Source organism: Chamaesiphon sp. VAR_48_metabat_135_sub (assembly GCF_031418915.1).
Taxonomy (GTDB): Bacteria; Cyanobacteriota; Cyanobacteriia; order Cyanobacteriales; family Chamaesiphonaceae; genus Chamaesiphon.
The window spans coordinates 14192-30722 of the sequence record NZ_JANOJV010000206.1 but is presented as its reverse complement, the minus strand read 5'-3'; the positions used below and the strand labels follow the sequence as shown (position 1 = coordinate 30722).

Below are 16531 nucleotides of genomic sequence, written 5' to 3'. Positions count from 1 at the left end.
AAATCAGGGGAAAGCAATTTCCACCAAATTTCTCAGTCTTTAGCCCCCAGCAGCAATCTGAGCAAACAACCCACTATTAGCGAGTAAGAAGTAGGCAAAAACAGCACCACCGATACCACCGACTGTAAACCCGCCTGTAAACTGACTCCAGGTCTCCGTAGTATCTAATCCAGCGGGTAAAACCCCAACCGCTGGTCTAGTTTTCGGGAAGGAAACCGTACCATAAAGTGAGAGACAAACAGATAGAATCAGTAGTAGTCCGATCGATGACATCAATCCCACTAAGTTAGCTAGCTCAGAATCCCGCAATGGGCCGAGTTTGGCAAATGGGCCGAGTAAGAAGTAACCATGCGCCATCCCAATCTCTAATCCCCGACTAAAGGGAGCCAACCCTTCACGATAGAAAGGAAGATTTCTCAATAATGAGATAGTCAAATCATTGGCATTAATTGGCGTATCCAAATCACCTCGTTCCGGTTTTTTGGTAGCAACTACTGAGCCTCGACGTAAATCGAAACCCGCCGCCGCCGCCCGCACTTGGATTGCGTGCCAGATGTGCCCAGTTAATAACAATACAGCCAAGACAAAGTGACTAGTAGCCAACCAAGTCCGCACCGTAATTGCGTCCGTTTCTGCGCCGATATTCAACCCCACTGGGCCATAAAAGACCTCAGGATATGCGGTACTATTGACCGTCACAAAGTAAGCTGCAAAAAAGCCCATATAGGCAAGCGCACCTAAGCTATAACTCAGATAAGCTTCCCCAGACCAAAACAGCACTTTGTTCGCCCACCGACTAGGAGTCGTGGTGATGTGCCAACAGCCACCAGCAATACAGAGTAAACCCACCCAAATATGTCCACCGACGATATCTTCGAGATTATCAACCGATGCCATCCCTGCGCTGCCATGTAGCCCGATGAGATAACCAAAGATGTGCCCCGCGCTCAGTGTTGGGTCACTCACTACCCGCACCGAACCTAAAGCCGCATCATATAGCCCACCCCAAAACATCGCTTTGGCAACTAGCAGCCAAGCCCCAGCACCCAGGAGCGTTAGATGAATCCCCAGAATAGTGGTCATCTTTTGAGTATCTTTCCAGTCGTAGCCAAAGGAGCCAGCGAAAGTTGAGTCTTGCGGTAAGATTGCTTCCCCACGCACAGAGTGATAAATACCACCCGCACCGAGAACAGCCGAACTAATCAAATGCACCGCGCCGATCGCAAAATAGATCTCAGTGTCAATAATTTGCCCATTAGCTCCAACACCTAAACCTAATGTTGCCAAGTGGGGGAGGAGAATCAATCCCTGTTGGAACATCGGCTGACTGGTGTCGAAGTGGGAAATTTCAAATAGGGTCATTGCCCCTGCCCAGAGCACAATCAGGCCTGCATGAGCGATGTGCGCTCCTAAGAGTCGGCCTGAAAGATTTACTAATCTCGCATTTCCCGCCCACCAAGGAGCGAGCTGCGGTGGATTTACTGCTGTACTCGTCATCAATGTACCTCGATCGAATTAACTTATTGATTATCTATATCAATAAGCTGTTAAAAAGATATTAACACATCTATTGAGAATAACTATCATTTATTTTGAAAATAAAGTTTTGTGTCTAAATCGGGATAAGGGAGTATCCTCGGAGTAGCAGCAATAGCATTTATACATTGTCTTGCCTATTTTTAAGTCTCCATCGCCAGCCATAAAACAAATAACTTATTTCCACCACATTCCCAACAATCATGCCAATTGCTGCAGAAATCGCGCCATTTTGGCCTAATTGTGATGCTAAATACGCCGTACCTAACATCACAATCGCACCTACCCAAGCGGCTTGGTTTACGCCCCAGGTGCGTCCTTCACTAACTAAAAAACCTTGCAGCGCGTTCTGTACCGACACTAATAGTGGCATGATCGCACAGATTAATAATACCGGACGGACTCGATCGATTAAGTCTCGATCGAGTCCGATAAAATAACTAATTGCCTGTTCGCTCATCGGTGTTCCAGCAAGAGATAATAGAATCAACGAACAGAATATGCCAACGCTAATTGCAAAACTAATTAAGATTCGATCGGGTATTAATTTCCGATTGCGAATGATGATTTGCTGTACCATCCGGGTCGAATTGGCGATAACTAAGACTAAACCCCAAGCAGCAGGCCAAGCAGCTAAAGCAATACTACCATCATTCGATCGCGCCACAATCCCCAATAGAGCCGCTCTCGCCCCCCATCCGAGCATCATCGTCCCGCCCAAGGGGGCATAAAATTTCCAGACTCCAGCTACATCTTGGGGTAATTCAGGGCTAGATACAAGCTCTGGTAGTTGAGTCGCGCCCAACTTTCGCGCCAGATAGGTGACAGCTACAGCTTCGGCAATTACACCCCAAACTAAACTCATCCCCGCGACTACCGCGCCATTCGCTTTGAGCATAAATCCGCCAGCGAGAATTCCACCGACAACTAAGAGCCGAATTATTCCCGCTTGAGCGACTGCGTTACTTTGTCCGCTGTGGATTAATAAACCTTGGAAATATCTGCGCCAACCGATCGCCAATGGCCATAAAATAACGATTGAGAGAGTCGATCGAATCGAACTACTCAAGCTCGGAGAAACGCCCAACCAGCCTTCACCAATGACTGCAAAAATAAATGGTAAAGTTGTCAGGGCAAGCAGGAAACTCATCACTCCACTGGCAATTAAGGTAAATTTCCATAACGCTCGTCTGGATGTTTGAGTAGGTGCAAGCGCGTTACTCGCATGAAGCAGCATAATAATCGGACTTTCACAGAAAATCGCGATTGCTTTTGCCACTCCGACAGCAGCAATATTAGTTCTCGCGTCTGGTAAATGAGCCAGGGTAGTCGTCGTTAAAGGATCGCCCAATGCCATCGATACATCGGATAAAGATAACGGAATAAATTGTTGCCACAGTTGAATTAATTTACGATTGCGATCCATTAAAATAAGTCGTAATTATCCATTGTTAATTATTAATTAAATATCCAATCCCTGTACGTGAATATTTTCGGGATGTTCGATCGAGAATTGATAGTTGATTTCGGTTTTGCTATGAGCTGGCAGATCTATTTCCCATGCTAATCGACCTAATTCGCCTGGTTGAATTTGAGGATTGATTTTGATGAGTTTTACTTTTATTTGTTCGTTCCGACTGTGGGGAATTTGGTCATTAATTGAAATGTGATTTACTCCATTGAGTAAATTAGTCACACTCAGTCGATAAGCATAAGTAGTCCGCCGATTGCCAGAGAGGAACGTTTTATCGACTTGACGTTCGATCAATTCTCGATCGATCTTAATTCCTTCATCTATCCCTAAATTAAGCTTGAATTCTTGCCCTGGCGCAATATTTTCTAAATTACTCGTGCCGACAAATACATCATCTCGAAAAATATTCGCCTTGCCTGGTAATAATGTCGCCCCATCAGATCTATTTTTAGCTTTGGCTTGTAGATAAGCAAAACTTACCAATCTTGGCATTGCAATGTACTCGAATTGACAGGCAAAATTATCATTAAAAATAGTCACTTTGTGAGGATTTCCATCGCTGGGAATATTTCCACCACCCCCAAGTTGAAATGTCACTACACTCCCCTGTTGAGATATTTCGGCGACGACAGTTTCCGCCTCATATTCCATCGTTAACAGAGTGTCTGGTTCTTGCATTCGAGCCATCTTAGCACCAACGAGCATTGGTGCAGAAGCAGATATTTCCATCGCCATATCTGACGATTTAGAGCCGATATTTCTGCTCCGCATCGTCATTGGTACAGGTGCATCGATATACCAAGGATCTAATTTAGGTGGGAGCGTACCTAAACCTGGTTTGGCAGTGGAGAGAATTAAGTTAACATTTGCCCAATCTTCGCCTGTGGTTTGGACGATTTCGGCGAGATAATTTAGTTGAATTGTCTTACTGGTACTTTGAACTCGCAGATCGTAGAGAGGAGTCCAATAAGCTCGTTTAACCACATAACTTAATTCTAGTTGAAACTCACCAGCTCCAGCAGGTTCAATCGCGATCGAGATCTCAAAACTCTCTTTACTATAGGGTGTCTCGACTTCCTCTAGTTGAAGTCGGAGGCTTTGAAGCTGCTTGTCAATTTGTTGCTGCTGCTGGCGCAAATCTTCCCCTGCAAAGGCGTATTCGGTAGTTTTGGTACCGATGAAGTCCAAGAAGTTTTGGGTATCTTCTAGCCCGATTTGCTGGCGTGCTAGACTCCGCGAAAATGATTCTTGCGTCTTCTCGCGCAAACCTTGGATAAAGTTGGCTTGAAGCTTGATGGTGTCGATTTGCGCTTGGAGACGGCGTTTGTCTGCGCCTAATTGCTCGATTTGAACTGTCAGTTGAGCGATGCGATCGACGACGGGTTCGGTGGTATATTGTCGATCGACAGTCACTGCCTGTAATTTGACTCCAATTTGACCCTTACCACCAACTCTGACGGATTCGGGATCGAGGGTAGTCGGTAAGTTACTGACGGTTAATTCTCGTTCTGTCCCTGCAAGACTAATTTTCCCTTGCCGAGTAACTAGCGCACGATCGGTATAAACAGTAACAGCAGCAATTTCAGTATCGATCGATAGTGACATAACGATGGTGATTTAGTAAAAAATTTTGGGTTTGATATAATTAAGAGGGAGATAAATTCCATCCCAATCGATCTGGAACCTGACATTCACCGAATCCCACGATTCCGCACAGTAGCGCATCTTGTGGAGAGCGTCGTCGAATTATGCCAAAGATCGAAGCTGAAAAGTTTCAGACCTGAATGTATTTACGTATAGTAACTTGGTATACTCGTGCTGACATTTCCCCACTCACTTACCAGTATTACCACCGAACGGGAAACGATCGAGCAATTACTGGCCATCGGGACGGCACTGTCCGATTGTCTTAATTTAACAGAACTACTCGATTTAATTTTGTCAAAAAGTCGGGAAATTACCTGTAGTGATGCGGGTAGCGTTTATTTGGTCGATCAGAGCGATAGCGAACAAAAGTTAATATTTAAAGCTGCGCAGACTGATTCTCTCCCAAATATTTCCGTTCAGTTGAAGAGTATTCCCCTCAATCCTAAGAGTCTGGCGGGATATGTCGCAACTACAGGCAAAATCCTGAATATTCCTGATGCGTATGCACTTGGCGATGATGTGCCCTACAAATTCGATCGCCATTTCGATCTAGAATTTAACTACCGCACTGTCTCTGTACTGGTATTACCGATGCAAAATCGGGAGGGCGAAACAATTGGCGTATTACAACTGATCGATCGCAAGATCCAAACCGATCTCCAGATTACACCAGAGAACGCGCTCTCGATTACTCAACCCTATTCTGAATGGGAACAACAAATTGTACGCTCCCTGGCTTCCCAAGCCGCAATTTCGATCGAGCGCAATCACCTTTTAGAGAGCATCGAGGGGCTATTTGCGGGATTTGTGACAGCCGCCGTACAGGTAATCGAAAACCGCGATCCCAGCACCGCAGGACATTCAGAGCGAGTCGCCAATTTGAGCGTGCGGCTGAGTCAGGAAGTCAATACGGTGGACACGGGAATGCTAAAATCGATCCGCTTTAGCGATCGTCAGATCCAGGAAATTCGCTACGCGGCACTGCTCCATGACTTTGGCAAAATTAGTATTCCCGAAGCCATCGTTCAAAAAGGTAAAAAACTCTATCCCCATCAACTCACCGAACTCAGTTATCGCTTCAATTTGCTCCGCCGTACCTGGGAACTAGAATGCGCCGAGCAGAAATTTACCTACTTACTCAGTTCACCCCTGGGACATCATCACCAATCGGGAGATAATTGTCTCCACTGTGGCTATTTACAACAATTAGAGCGAGATTTGACAGCTAGACTCGATCGATTACAATCTTACTGGGAACTATTAAATAAACTCAACCAACCCGATGTCGTTTGTACCTCAGAATTTACCGAAAAATTAGATGAAATTGTCACCGATCTACAGCAACTAGCACAATATACCTACCGAGATCTCGATGGTAATTTCCAACCCCTGCTTACCCCAGCCGAAATCGAACAACTCTTAATTCCCAGAGGTTCGCTCACCGCCGCCGAACGGTTAATCGTGGAATCTCATGTCAGCCATACCTACGATTTTCTCCGCAAAATCCCCTGGACGAAACATCTCAAATATGTCCCCAATATTGCTGTTTCTCACCACGAAAAACTAGACGGTAGCGGTTATCCCCAAGGTTTAACGGCTAGTGAAATTCCCGTCCAATCACAGATTATGACGATCGCCGATATTTATGATGCATTAATTGCCAGCGATCGACCATACAAACCGCGTTTATCACTCGATCGAACCTTAGCAATCTTACGTCAAGAAGCCACCGCAGGCAAGATCGACAGCAATCTTTTAGCTCTATTCGAGCAGCGTCAAGTTTACGCCATTGTAGATAATAGAATTAATGGCTAGACAATTTACCAAATATCTGTAGATTAATCGATTGGGACTGTCTGTTTCATTGATTTGCGAGTGACAAATCGATCGAACCATTTCGTCAAGTATCCTCGCTCGTTCCGCCAATGTAAGTCGGACAAACGGAAATCCAAATATCCCAAAGCGCAACCGATCGTAATTTTACCAACATCGATGTTATCATCACTATTTTGAATCTCTGTTTCTAGGACATCTAAACTAGCATTAATTGCTGTTGCCCATCTGTTTATCCACGCTGTCGATTGCTCGGCATCAGTGCGGCGAGTTTCCATCACAATCGCAATTGCTGCATCCATAATTCCATCCGCGATCGCTTGTTGGCGTAGCACATTAAATCGATCTATTCCGGTTGTCGGAATCATCGGAATATCTCGATTTTCTTGCAGAGAGTCTACTTGTAAAGCGCGGAGTCGAGGTACGCCACCGAGACTATCGAGATATTCACAAATAACCGGACTATCATACAGAGAACTACCATCATCGAGAATTAAGACCGGAATCTTGCGCAGGGGATTAACTCGTTGTAGTTTCTCGACATCGGCAAATGGATTGCACAATGTCAGATCGACCCGATCTCCCAAGCCTTTTTCCTGAATCAGAACTAGCACTTTTCGCGCATAAGGTGACGTGACACTATAATAAAGTTTCATCATATAAATTCTCGATCGACACCTTATCTTACTGCATTTACACTGCAAAAATATAGATCGAATTGAGCTATAATTGCTATTAGCAAAATGCTGCAGATATTATTTTTATTTGTGAGGAAAAATGAGTGTAAAGCAAACGTTTACGATTGGTGCATTTGCAATCATTGTGGATTCAGAAAATAGGATTCTCTTGTGCTTGAGGAATGACTACGATCTCTGGAATTTACCAGGTGGCGGTGTCGATGATGGTGAAGCACCATGGGAGTGTGTCATTAGAGAAGTAAAAGAAGAAACAGGATTAAATATTGTAGTAGAGAAACTGATTGGAATATACTCAAAGCCAGAGCACAATGACTTGGTTTTTTCCTATAAATGCAAAATCGTTTCAGGCGATATTCAAATTAATGAAGAAGCAAAAGAGATAAAGTATTTTCATATTAATGAAATACCACAAAATACAATTCAAAAACAAATCGAAAGAATTAAAGACTATTTGGCAAATAATGATACCGTAGTCATGACAAAACAAGAGGATGACTCAATCCTCTTGATAATTTAGCTGGTAAAAAGGGTCATTTTTTTGCAGCCTAGACAGCGAATTCAGTTATGCGAACACTAGGCGGATGCTAGATCTTCAGCGTTGATTCGATTCGCCTTAGCAGGCGAGGTTTTCGTGAACTAGGTCATCAATGCTTCTTCTGGGTGTAAGAGTGTAGATAATTGCTTAACACCGCGTTGTAGATGGCGGGTAACGGTCATCGGACTGACCCCAATTCTTTTAGCAGCCTCCTTGCGAGGTAATCCTTTGATATAAACAAATTCGATGGCTTGTTTAGTTTTAGATTCGAGTTCGGAGATCGCACCTTCTAGTTGCTGGCGTTCTTCTTCTACATATTGACGTTGTTGTTCGCGATTGTCTGGTAAGCTGTCACCCAAAGTAACTGGACAGTCCAACATTTGTCCTACAGTAGCATCTAAACTTAAGGCTTGACGATTGTGCTCTGCGGCTTGAGTTTCACGCCATTCGTTCACAGACACATTCAAGACAGCGGCGATTTCTTCATCGCGAACTTTTCTACCCAACTTCGCTGTTAGTTGTTGACGAACTTTTTCGCCTTCTTTTTGGAGTTCTTGCCAACGGCGAGGAATCTTCAGGACACTGCTCTTATCGCGCAGGAAGTGCAAGACTTCGCCTCTGATGTATGGAACTGCAAAAGAGCTAAATGCACAGCCTTGGTGAGGATTAAAGCGTTCGATCGCCCGAATTAATCCTAAGTAACCAATCTGTTCCAAATCTTGATAGGGTTCTGCACATTGACGACCGATTCTATGAGCGATTTGTCTGACGAGACCAGCATTCAATAAAACTAACTGATTACGAACCTTGACACTGGGCTGTTGATAGTAGTTCATCAGTAGAGAAATCGATTCGGAATGAGCGGAAACCTGAGTAGCCATCGTTTAAAGAACCTTATTTCAAGATAGATGCTGTTGGAGTGATGCAATTTGCACATAAATGGGCATAATCACATCAGAGGGGTTCGGACATCGGAAACTAGGGAATTAGTGCAAGCAATCAATTTCGGTTGGGACTTATTTACTTGTTTCTCTCCACTGCTACATTCTTGTCTACATACCCCGATTCCTAACAGCGTCGATCTACGGAAATACTGTTTGGTGTTTTTTTGTTAAGTCAGTGGATTTACGTAAAGACAAACACTACGATGTCGATGCGGTAACAGTAATTGGTAATTCATAAAGGGAGTAACGGAGTAGGGGGAGTAATAAACACCCCAACACCCCCACTCCCCTTTCAGATCTCAATTGAGCAGCACCAGTTAATTAGCCGCGCAGGAGACAAAAATTTCAGGTAAACTAGAAATCTGTTAACCTCAGATCCTCTCGTCGTAAAGAGAAGTTAGAGACTATGGTCAAAAAAGCCGAACCCAAAACTGAACCAGCAGTAGCCGAATCAACATCTGGATTCAATCCGGTTCAACTCATCCAAGATAGTAAAGCCGAACTCACCAAAGTAATTTGGCCCAGCCGTCAACAACTAATTAGTGAATCCTTAGCTGTAATTGCGATGGTCTCTCTATCAGCTACGACCATTTATTTGGTCAACAACCTGTTTAGCTGGGCTGCTGGTAAGGTGTTTGTATGAGTTTTATTCGAGACGAAGATATCGATGACGATCTTGACGAACGAGATCGTGGACCTAAAGCCAAAGAACCTGCCAGGTGGTATGCTGTCCAAGTAGCATCTGGATGTGAAAATCGAGTCAAAATTGACTTGTCACAACGGATTCACTCCTTTGGGATGGGCGATCGAATTTACCAGATCGAGATTCCTCAAACTCCTACCATCCGGCTCAAAAAAGATGGTACCAAGACACCCGCAGAGGAAAAAGTTTTCCCAGGCTATGTTTTAGTGAGCATGTCGATGGATGATGATGCATGGCAGGTAGTTAAAAATACCCCCAACGTGATCAATTTCGTCGGCTCAGAGCAGAAACGCGGCTATGGGCGCGGACGCGGACACGTCAAACCACTACCGCTTTCTCGCGGTGAAGCAGATCGGATCTTTAAACAAGCTCTCGAGCAAGAGCCGGTTGTGAAGACAGATCTGACCGAAGGCGATAAAATAATGGTAATGTCTGGTCCATTTAAGGACTTTGCAGGTGAGGTCGTTGAAGTGAGTCCCGAACGGAGTAAACTAAAAGCCTTGCTCTCTATCTTCGGTAGAGATACCCCCGTAGAACTCGAATTTAACCAAGTCCAAAGACAGGGCTAATAAAACACATCCAATGGCAAAGAAAGTAGTCGCAATCGTCAAACTAGCACTCAATGCTGGTAAAGCTAACCCCGCACCTCCTGTCGGCCCAGCCCTGGGTCAACATGGTGTGAATATCATGGCATTCTGTAAAGAATATAATGCCAAAACTGCCGAGCAAACTGGCACGGTCATCCCCGTAGAAATATCGATCTTTGAAGATCGAAGTTTTACATTCGTACTGAAGACACCTCCTGCTTCCGTACTAATTAAGAAAGCCGCCAAAATCGAAACTGGTTCCAACGAACCCAACAAGAAAAAAGTCGGTCAAATTACTTCGGCGCAATTACAAGAAATTGCTCAAATCAAATTACCCGATCTCAATGCAAATGACATCGATGCAGCGATGAAAATCGTGGCTGGTACTGCCCGCAATATGGGTGTCGCCATCGTTGACTAGTTTTTTATCCACAACAACCAATATTTGGGGGAGAGGTTAAACCTCGCCAGTTACCCCAGTAAAAATCATGACCAAAAAGTATTCCCGTCGTTATCAAGAATTAGCCAAGAAAATCGAGGCTCGTGCTTACGAACCCCTCGAAGCAATGAAACTAATCGGTGAGACAGCTACTGCTAAATTTCCCGAATCTGCTGAAGTTCACGTCCGTCTAGGTATCGATCCTAAGTATACTGACCAACAATTACGGACGACTGTTGCTCTACCAAAAGGTACGGGACAAGTTATCCGCGTTGCTGTCATCGCCCGTGGTGAAAAGGTGGCTGAAGCTGCTGCTGCTGGTGCCGATATCTCTGGTTCTGAAGAGTTAATTGCCGAAATCGCTGCTGGAAAGATGGATTTCGACCTATTGATCGCTACTCCTGATATGATGCCCCAGATTGCTAAATTAGGTCGGGTTCTCGGTCCACGCGGTTTGATGCCTTCGCCCAAGGCGGGTACTGTCGCTACCGATTTAGGCGCAGCGATCGCCGAGTTCAAAGCTGGTAAACTAGAGTACCGTGCAGACAAAGCTGGGATCGTGCATATTCTCTTCGGTAAGGCAGCATTCGCTCCTGAAGACCTCCTCGTCAATCTGAAGGCGTTCCAAGAAAGTATCGATCGTAACCGTCCTTCTGGTGCTAAGGGTCGCTTTTGGCGCAGTATGTACGTCTCTGCAACGATGGGGCCTTCGATCGAAGTCGATATTAGCACTCTCCGCGATATTAAAGCAGAATAATTAGTAAATAGTTCGATTATTTACACGAGAAAAGGAGAGTAGGAGTAATTCATGAATTACCCCTACTCTCCTTTTCGATAAGAATGTCGAGATCTTCATCCCAAGATATATCGCTACGATTATAGAGTAGGACCAAGCTTTTGTAGGGTGCGCTAGCGATAGCATAACCCACAATTATTCTGGTGGGTTGGTGCGACGCTGTTGCTAACACACCCTATAGCCTCACTAACTTTTAATAAAGTTATTAGATCGAGGAAAATAAAAGTGAAAATAAATAAAATCCATCATATTGCGATAATTTGCTCTAATTACGAAGCATCGAAAAAGTTTTATGTCGATATCCTCAAGTTCTCCGTAATTCATGAGACTTATAGATCTGAACGAGATTCATATAAACTAGATCTTAAGATTTCCGATCGAGACACCATCGAACTATTTTCATTTCCGTCTCCATCCCCAAGACCGAGTAAGCCAGAAGCCTGTGGGCTGAGACATTTAGCTTTTGAGGTGGACAATATCGAAGAGAATGTAGATTATTTGATATCCCAGGGGATTAATGTAGAGCCAATTAGGGTCGATCCAATAACAGGTAAGAAATTTACTTTCTTTCAAGACCCAGATAAATTACCTTTGGAAATATATGAGGTTTAGGTCAAAATTTATAACTAATTTTATCCTTGATTTCAGTAACCTTTCCAGTCACGAACCAACTATCGAGTAATTGTTTTATTTCTGGCTCGCTCGGTTGATATTTAGTTAAAACTGATTTTAAATACGTATATAAAGTCGATCTCTTTTTCGGTCGGCTCTTGGGAATAGCAGCGGATAATTTAGCGATCGCGATATCAGAAAGAAAATCTTGAGAATATGTCAATTCCGTCCGACCAGATAACACATCCAAACTATCGATGCGGCGACAGGAAATACCGCGCTTGGCAAGATGTTGAATCAACGGATCGAAACCGCGATCGCGTGAGAGAATTACATAGTCAGCAGCCGGAGATTTGAGGCTAATTTGACCCAAATAAAAGACGATATGAAAGTCTAGCGCGTTTGCGCCACTACCTTCCACCCCAATCCACTCCACCGCCTCACCCAATAGATGCGCTTCTCTGACTAGCTCGAACGGAATTTTGACTTGAGCACAACCCACAAAAATAAAGATTTTGAGATTGGGTTGTTGGAGATCTACCAGTCTGACTTGAGTAACGTTCTCATAATCAATGAACAGAATTGTTGCTGGCGCGTTTTTTACAACAGAGAGAGGATTCATACAAGTATTTCAGTCCGCATAGGCGGACTTTGTATTCCAAGGCGCGGTTTCTCAACGCTTAATTCTATTTAACCCAAATTTAGGGAATTAACTGGTACTTCATCCCACGATCCAACCGTGCGAAGACTAGCAATCCAGCCTAGTTGTTTTTGCTCGGTAGTAAGATGCCGATCGAAAGATTCATGACATTCTCTGGCTAATTCTTCGCTCCGAGTCGCAATGCAGGCATACATCAATCCGCCAGGATCTAATTGTTCGTTTACCCAAATTGTTAGCATCAATCTCGATTCCTGCTGTACTGTATTCCTCAAATTTTACTCAGTTTGCGATCTAGTCGCAATCTCCGCTAGGGTTTCGGCGGTCATTCGACAAATTTTCCAGTCAGGTAAAATAGTAGCACCGAGACTCTCATAAAATTGAATCGCGGATTGATTCCAGTCCAGTACGGACCACTCTAACCGCCCACAACCTCGATCGAAAGCAATTTTGGCAACAGCCATCATTAAAGCTTTTCCCACACCTTGACGGCGATATTCGGGCAAGACGAATACATCTTCGAGGTAGAGTCCTGGTTGAGTAAGAAATGTAGAGTAAGTATGGAAAAATAGTCCAAATCCAACTACTCGTTGGCGTAGCCTCTCTTGTGGAGCATCGTCTAATTCGGCAACAATTACCTCAGCATAAGGTCGATCTCCAAACAAATGCACTCGCAATAAATCGCTAGATCCAGTCACTCGATCGGTTAGTTTCTCATAGACTGCTAAACCTAAAATTAATTCAAAAATAGCATTGACATCTGTTGGTGTGGCGGGACGAATTTTTAACATTAGGCTTTAAGTATAAGGCTTTGTCATCGCATAAGTTGAATCTAAAGCGAAATTTACTGTTTATGCAGGCGGATGGGAGCGTAAACAATGGTTGCTCCAACACGAAGGCGTTCAGATCTAGTTTCGGAATTCGGGATTAGGAAAAGAGGAGATAACTTTTTTCAAAAGTAGCTCAGTTCAGCAACGTTGTGGGGTTTTATTCTTCAACCTAACTTACAGATCTACAAATATTGTCACTATTCACTATTCACTATCCACTAAATTTACCATCCCTGCATTTCGATTAACTCGATACACAGCTCATTAATGGCGGCTAGATTTGGATGGCGGGGGAGACTAGAATTATCGTAGGCGCGATCGAGTTCGGCAACCAAATTATCGGCAATTTCGGTTACTTGCTCGTAAGTAAACTCTCCGTACAAAATTGCTTTGAGTTCATCAGCATCGCCCACATCTCGTCGATCGACAAATACCTCAGCAGATTGTAAAATCTCTAAGCCGCTGCGTAATAATCGGATACAGTGCATCGCATGTTTGAGATCGAAACCTGACTGCCTTTCCATCCCCGCACGGGTGGGATTGCGATTGGTAAGCCAAGATTGGTAAGCATTCCACTCTCGTAGGGCATTTTGATATTGCTGACTTTTTTGGAGCAGTTTAATAAAATCGCCACGACTATTCGTTAGGTTTTGGGTGTATTTTAAGACATCATCGGTGAGATGGTGTTGTTTCAACAATCCCTTATAGTCGATATCTCCAGTTAATAGTTGATGCAATTCTTGAGCTTCTGACAGATACTCAATCTTACCGCGCACCAAGCTATAAAGATATTCCAAAAAAGCGTGCAATTCTTCCTTGTTCAATGGTTGTTCTGCTGTCAAACCAAATTTTTCAGGAGTCGGTTTTTCCTGGGGTGGATTGAGCAACCATTTGCGATGAGATTCGATTTTTTTGATTTGTGCGAAAGCATAACCCGAATAGGTGTGCTTGACGCGCTTGCTCAGGAACATTTGCCGATGTTGAATTAGATATTTGCCAACTTCAGTCTCGATCGGATATTGTTTAAGCCATAATAATTCTAGGATATTGGGGTTAGCTCCAGCCAATAACTGTACGAATTTTTTCAGTTCGTAAATTACCGTATCCTTTTCTCCCGTGAGAAAATCAAATATCCCTGGTTCGGTATCCCAACCACCATCTTTTTGCTCGACTTTATCCAATCCTAAATAATACTTTTTACCAGCAATAAATACCCCCCGATAGTCGAGATCTGATTCGGGACGATTTAATCCATAACCGTGACTACCCGCCAAGCCAATTAAGATTGTGCGTTGTTCGACTTCTAGACGTTGCATAGGCTATGAAGAAAGGGTAAGGGGAGAAGGGGTAAAGGATCGATCTTAATTCAGTAAACCAATTATTTTCGGTTGCTCGACAGACTGCTAGCAAGAGGTATTTAATAACTTTCAACTTTCTGTCTTGTCGCGCTTAACCATCGGGAAACAAAGGCGGACGCGCGCCGCAACTTTCAACTTCCCTGATGTAAGATCAAGCGATTACCATCGGGGTCGTAGGCGTAGATTTCACGACCATGAGAGGCTATGGTAATTTGTCCTGGTGGGGGATATCCGAGTTTGGCGAGTTTGTCGATCGATCTTTCGAGACTATCTACCTCTAGACATAGACTCATCCCACTCTGACTATGATATCCAAATTCGTCCTGGTTGATAGATTTGGGGCGAAAAATCCCCAACCGTAAACCAGCAATGGGAAATTCTGCATAAACATTTGGAATATATCGATCGGGAGCAGCTCCCAGCAACTGGGTGTAGAATTCTACTAATCGATCGAAATCAACACTCGCGATCGTCACCAGAGCAGATGTAATCATTATGTTATATTAGCATGAAACCTTTTTGGCAAGCACTGCCCACCCTATGACGAGAACCTCAAGCTCAAAACAAAACCTAAAGCCGCCCAAATGGGTTTATAATTGCTACGCTTGGGGAACTATATTAAAAAAACTAAAGACAAATCGTCTATACACAGTGTAACAACATTGGGCGAGATGGCTGGGGAGTATTCAGAAAAAGTTATGGAATTGGCAAAGCGCATCACTGAAATTCAACCATCTGTTACCCTCGCCATTTCCGCTATGGCGAAGGCAATGCAGAAGGATGGCAAAGATATCTGTAGCTTCAGTGCGGGAGAACCTGACTTTGACACTCCAGTACATATTAAAGATGCTGCGAAACGGGCATTAGATTTGGGTAAGACTAAGTATGGTGCGGCGGCGGGGGAACCGCAACTACGCGAAGCGATCGCGAATAAGCTCCAATGTGATAATAATTTAAAGTACGATGCTGCCAATATTTTAGTCACCAATGGGGGCAAGCATTCGCTCTACAACCTGATGATGGCTCTCATCGATCCTGGCGATGAGGTAATTATTCCGGCACCATTTTGGTTGAGTTATCCTGAAATGGTGAAATTAGCAGGCGGTATTCCGATTATTGTCGATACCAACAGCAGTACTGGCTATAAAATTACGCCAGAGGCTCTCGACGCTGCAATTACACCGAAGACGAAACTATTTATTCTCAATTCTCCATCCAATCCTTCGGGTGTGGTTTATACCCGCACTGAGTTACAAGCGTTGGCAACAGTGATTGTCGATCGAGATATCCTCGTGGTCTCCGATGAGATCTATGAGAAAATTATCTACGATGGAGTCGAACAAGTCAGTATCGGTGCCCTTGGTGCAGACATTTTTCAGCGGACGATTATTAGTAATGGATTTGCCAAAGCTTATTCAATGACTGGTTGGCGAGTCGGTTATCTCGCTGCTCCAGTCGCACTGATTCAAGCCGCTAGTGCCCTGCAAGGGCATAGCACCTCGAATGTTTGTACTTTTGCTCAATACGGAGCGATCGCCGCTTTAGAAGGCTCTCAGGACTGTGTAGAGACTATGCGCCAAGCATTTGTCGTCCGACGACAGGTAATTTTAGATCGTCTGCATCAAATTCCAGGTTTAACTTGTGCCAAACCAGATGGAGCTTTTTATACCTTTGTTAATATTGGCAGCACGAATCTCAAATCTCTAGATTTTTGCCGGCAGTTACTGGAACAGCAGCAAGTTGCCACCATTCCTGGACAACCATTCGGTGCAGATGACCATATTCGCATCTCCTATGCTACCGATCTCACCACGATCGAGAAAGGCATGGATCGGTTGGAGCTGTTTATTCGGAATATGGGATAGGGAGTGTGGGGGAGTA

General features: G+C 44.1%; 18 protein-coding genes. 8 read left to right on the top strand and 10 right to left on the bottom strand.

What is annotated here, in order from left to right:
• Positions 1–39: 39 nt before the first annotated feature.
• The 3 genes from RMO55_RS14975 to RMO55_RS14965 form a co-directional block, all read right to left on the bottom strand.
• On the bottom strand, positions 40–1497 hold the full coding sequence (locus RMO55_RS14975; RefSeq protein ID WP_396134331.1) for a chlorophyll a/b binding light-harvesting protein: 1458 nt from the start codon (positions 1495–1497) through the stop codon (positions 40–42).
• A 160-nt stretch (positions 1498–1657) separates the two neighbouring features.
• On the bottom strand, positions 1658–2962 hold the full coding sequence (locus RMO55_RS14970; RefSeq protein ID WP_310427721.1) for a hypothetical protein: 1305 nt from the start codon (positions 2960–2962) through the stop codon (positions 1658–1660).
• A gap of 36 nt (positions 2963–2998) precedes the next feature.
• The gene (locus RMO55_RS14965) at positions 2999–4615 is read right to left on the bottom strand and encodes a mucoidy inhibitor MuiA family protein (RefSeq protein WP_310427720.1); all 1617 of its coding nucleotides are present in this window, start codon (positions 4613–4615) and stop codon (positions 2999–3001) included.
• Positions 4616–4828: 213 nt separating this feature from the next.
• On the opposite strand from RMO55_RS14965, the gene RMO55_RS14960 reads away from it, so the two are divergent.
• Positions 4829–6472, top strand: coding sequence for an HD domain-containing phosphohydrolase (locus tag RMO55_RS14960; protein WP_396134334.1), 1644 nt, complete (start codon positions 4829–4831; stop codon positions 6470–6472).
• Positions 6473–6495: 23 nt separating this feature from the next.
• Here the strand turns inward: RMO55_RS14960 and RMO55_RS14955 are convergent, their stop codons facing one another.
• The gene (locus RMO55_RS14955; RefSeq protein WP_310427717.1) at positions 6496–7149 is read right to left on the bottom strand and encodes a glutathione S-transferase N-terminal domain-containing protein; all 654 of its coding nucleotides are present in this window, start codon (positions 7147–7149) and stop codon (positions 6496–6498) included.
• 118 nt (positions 7150–7267) lie between these two features.
• Here RMO55_RS14955 and RMO55_RS14950 point away from each other — a divergent pair, with 118 nt between their 5' ends.
• Complete coding sequence (locus tag RMO55_RS14950) at positions 7268–7705, top strand: NUDIX domain-containing protein (protein ID WP_310427715.1); 438 nt, start codon at positions 7268–7270, stop codon at positions 7703–7705.
• Positions 7706–7824: 119 nt separating this feature from the next.
• On the opposite strand, the gene RMO55_RS14945 is transcribed toward RMO55_RS14950, so the two are convergent.
• The gene (locus tag RMO55_RS14945; protein WP_310427714.1) at positions 7825–8604 is read right to left on the bottom strand and encodes a sigma-70 family RNA polymerase sigma factor; all 780 of its coding nucleotides are present in this window, start codon (positions 8602–8604) and stop codon (positions 7825–7827) included.
• Positions 8605–9073: 469 nt separating this feature from the next.
• Between RMO55_RS14945 and secE the strand changes: the two genes are divergently transcribed.
• From secE to RMO55_RS14920, 5 genes are all read left to right on the top strand, one after another.
• Entirely contained in the window at positions 9074–9310 is a 237-nt protein-coding gene (gene secE, locus RMO55_RS14940) for a preprotein translocase subunit SecE (protein WP_310427711.1), read from the top strand.
• Positions 9307–9939: a transcription termination/antitermination protein NusG gene (gene nusG / locus RMO55_RS14935; RefSeq protein ID WP_310427710.1), complete on the top strand. Its 633-nt coding sequence runs from the start codon at positions 9307–9309 to the stop codon at positions 9937–9939. The genes secE and nusG overlap by 4 nt, the downstream gene beginning before the upstream one ends.
• A gap of 13 nt (positions 9940–9952) precedes the next feature.
• Positions 9953–10378 (top strand): 50S ribosomal protein L11, encoded by a 426-nt coding sequence (rplK, locus tag RMO55_RS14930; RefSeq protein ID WP_309731566.1) that lies wholly within the window; start codon positions 9953–9955, stop codon positions 10376–10378.
• A 67-nt stretch (positions 10379–10445) separates the two neighbouring features.
• Positions 10446–11153: a 50S ribosomal protein L1 gene (rplA, locus tag RMO55_RS14925; RefSeq protein WP_310427708.1), complete on the top strand. Its 708-nt coding sequence runs from the start codon at positions 10446–10448 to the stop codon at positions 11151–11153.
• Between the two features lie 264 nt (positions 11154–11417).
• A complete protein-coding gene (locus tag RMO55_RS14920) occupies positions 11418–11804 on the top strand; it encodes a VOC family protein (protein ID WP_310427707.1) in 387 nt (128 codons plus the stop codon).
• Position 11805: 1 nt separating this feature from the next.
• Here the strand turns inward: RMO55_RS14920 and RMO55_RS14915 are convergent, their stop codons facing one another.
• The 5 genes from RMO55_RS14915 to RMO55_RS14895 form a co-directional block, all read right to left on the bottom strand.
• Positions 11806–12426, bottom strand: a complete 621-nt coding sequence (locus RMO55_RS14915; RefSeq protein ID WP_310427706.1) for a PIN domain-containing protein — start codon at positions 12424–12426, stop codon at positions 11806–11808.
• Between the two features lie 68 nt (positions 12427–12494).
• Complete coding sequence (locus RMO55_RS14910; protein ID WP_310427704.1) at positions 12495–12704, bottom strand: glycogen debranching protein; 210 nt, start codon at positions 12702–12704, stop codon at positions 12495–12497.
• Positions 12705–12740: 36 nt separating this feature from the next.
• Entirely contained in the window at positions 12741–13253 is a 513-nt protein-coding gene (locus tag RMO55_RS14905) for a GNAT family N-acetyltransferase (RefSeq protein ID WP_310427703.1), read from the bottom strand.
• A 263-nt stretch (positions 13254–13516) separates the two neighbouring features.
• Positions 13517–14608, bottom strand: a complete 1092-nt coding sequence (locus RMO55_RS14900) for a DNA polymerase beta superfamily protein (protein ID WP_310427702.1) — start codon at positions 14606–14608, stop codon at positions 13517–13519.
• A 173-nt stretch (positions 14609–14781) separates the two neighbouring features.
• Entirely contained in the window at positions 14782–15144 is a 363-nt protein-coding gene (locus RMO55_RS14895; RefSeq protein ID WP_310427701.1) for a VOC family protein, read from the bottom strand.
• 204 nt (positions 15145–15348) lie between these two features.
• Between RMO55_RS14895 and RMO55_RS14890 the strand changes: the two genes are divergently transcribed.
• Positions 15349–16515 carry a pyridoxal phosphate-dependent aminotransferase gene (locus RMO55_RS14890; RefSeq protein WP_310427699.1) on the top strand — a complete coding sequence of 389 codons (1167 nt, stop codon included), beginning with the start codon at positions 15349–15351 and terminating at the stop codon, positions 16513–16515.
• Positions 16516–16531: the final 16 nt, after the last annotated feature.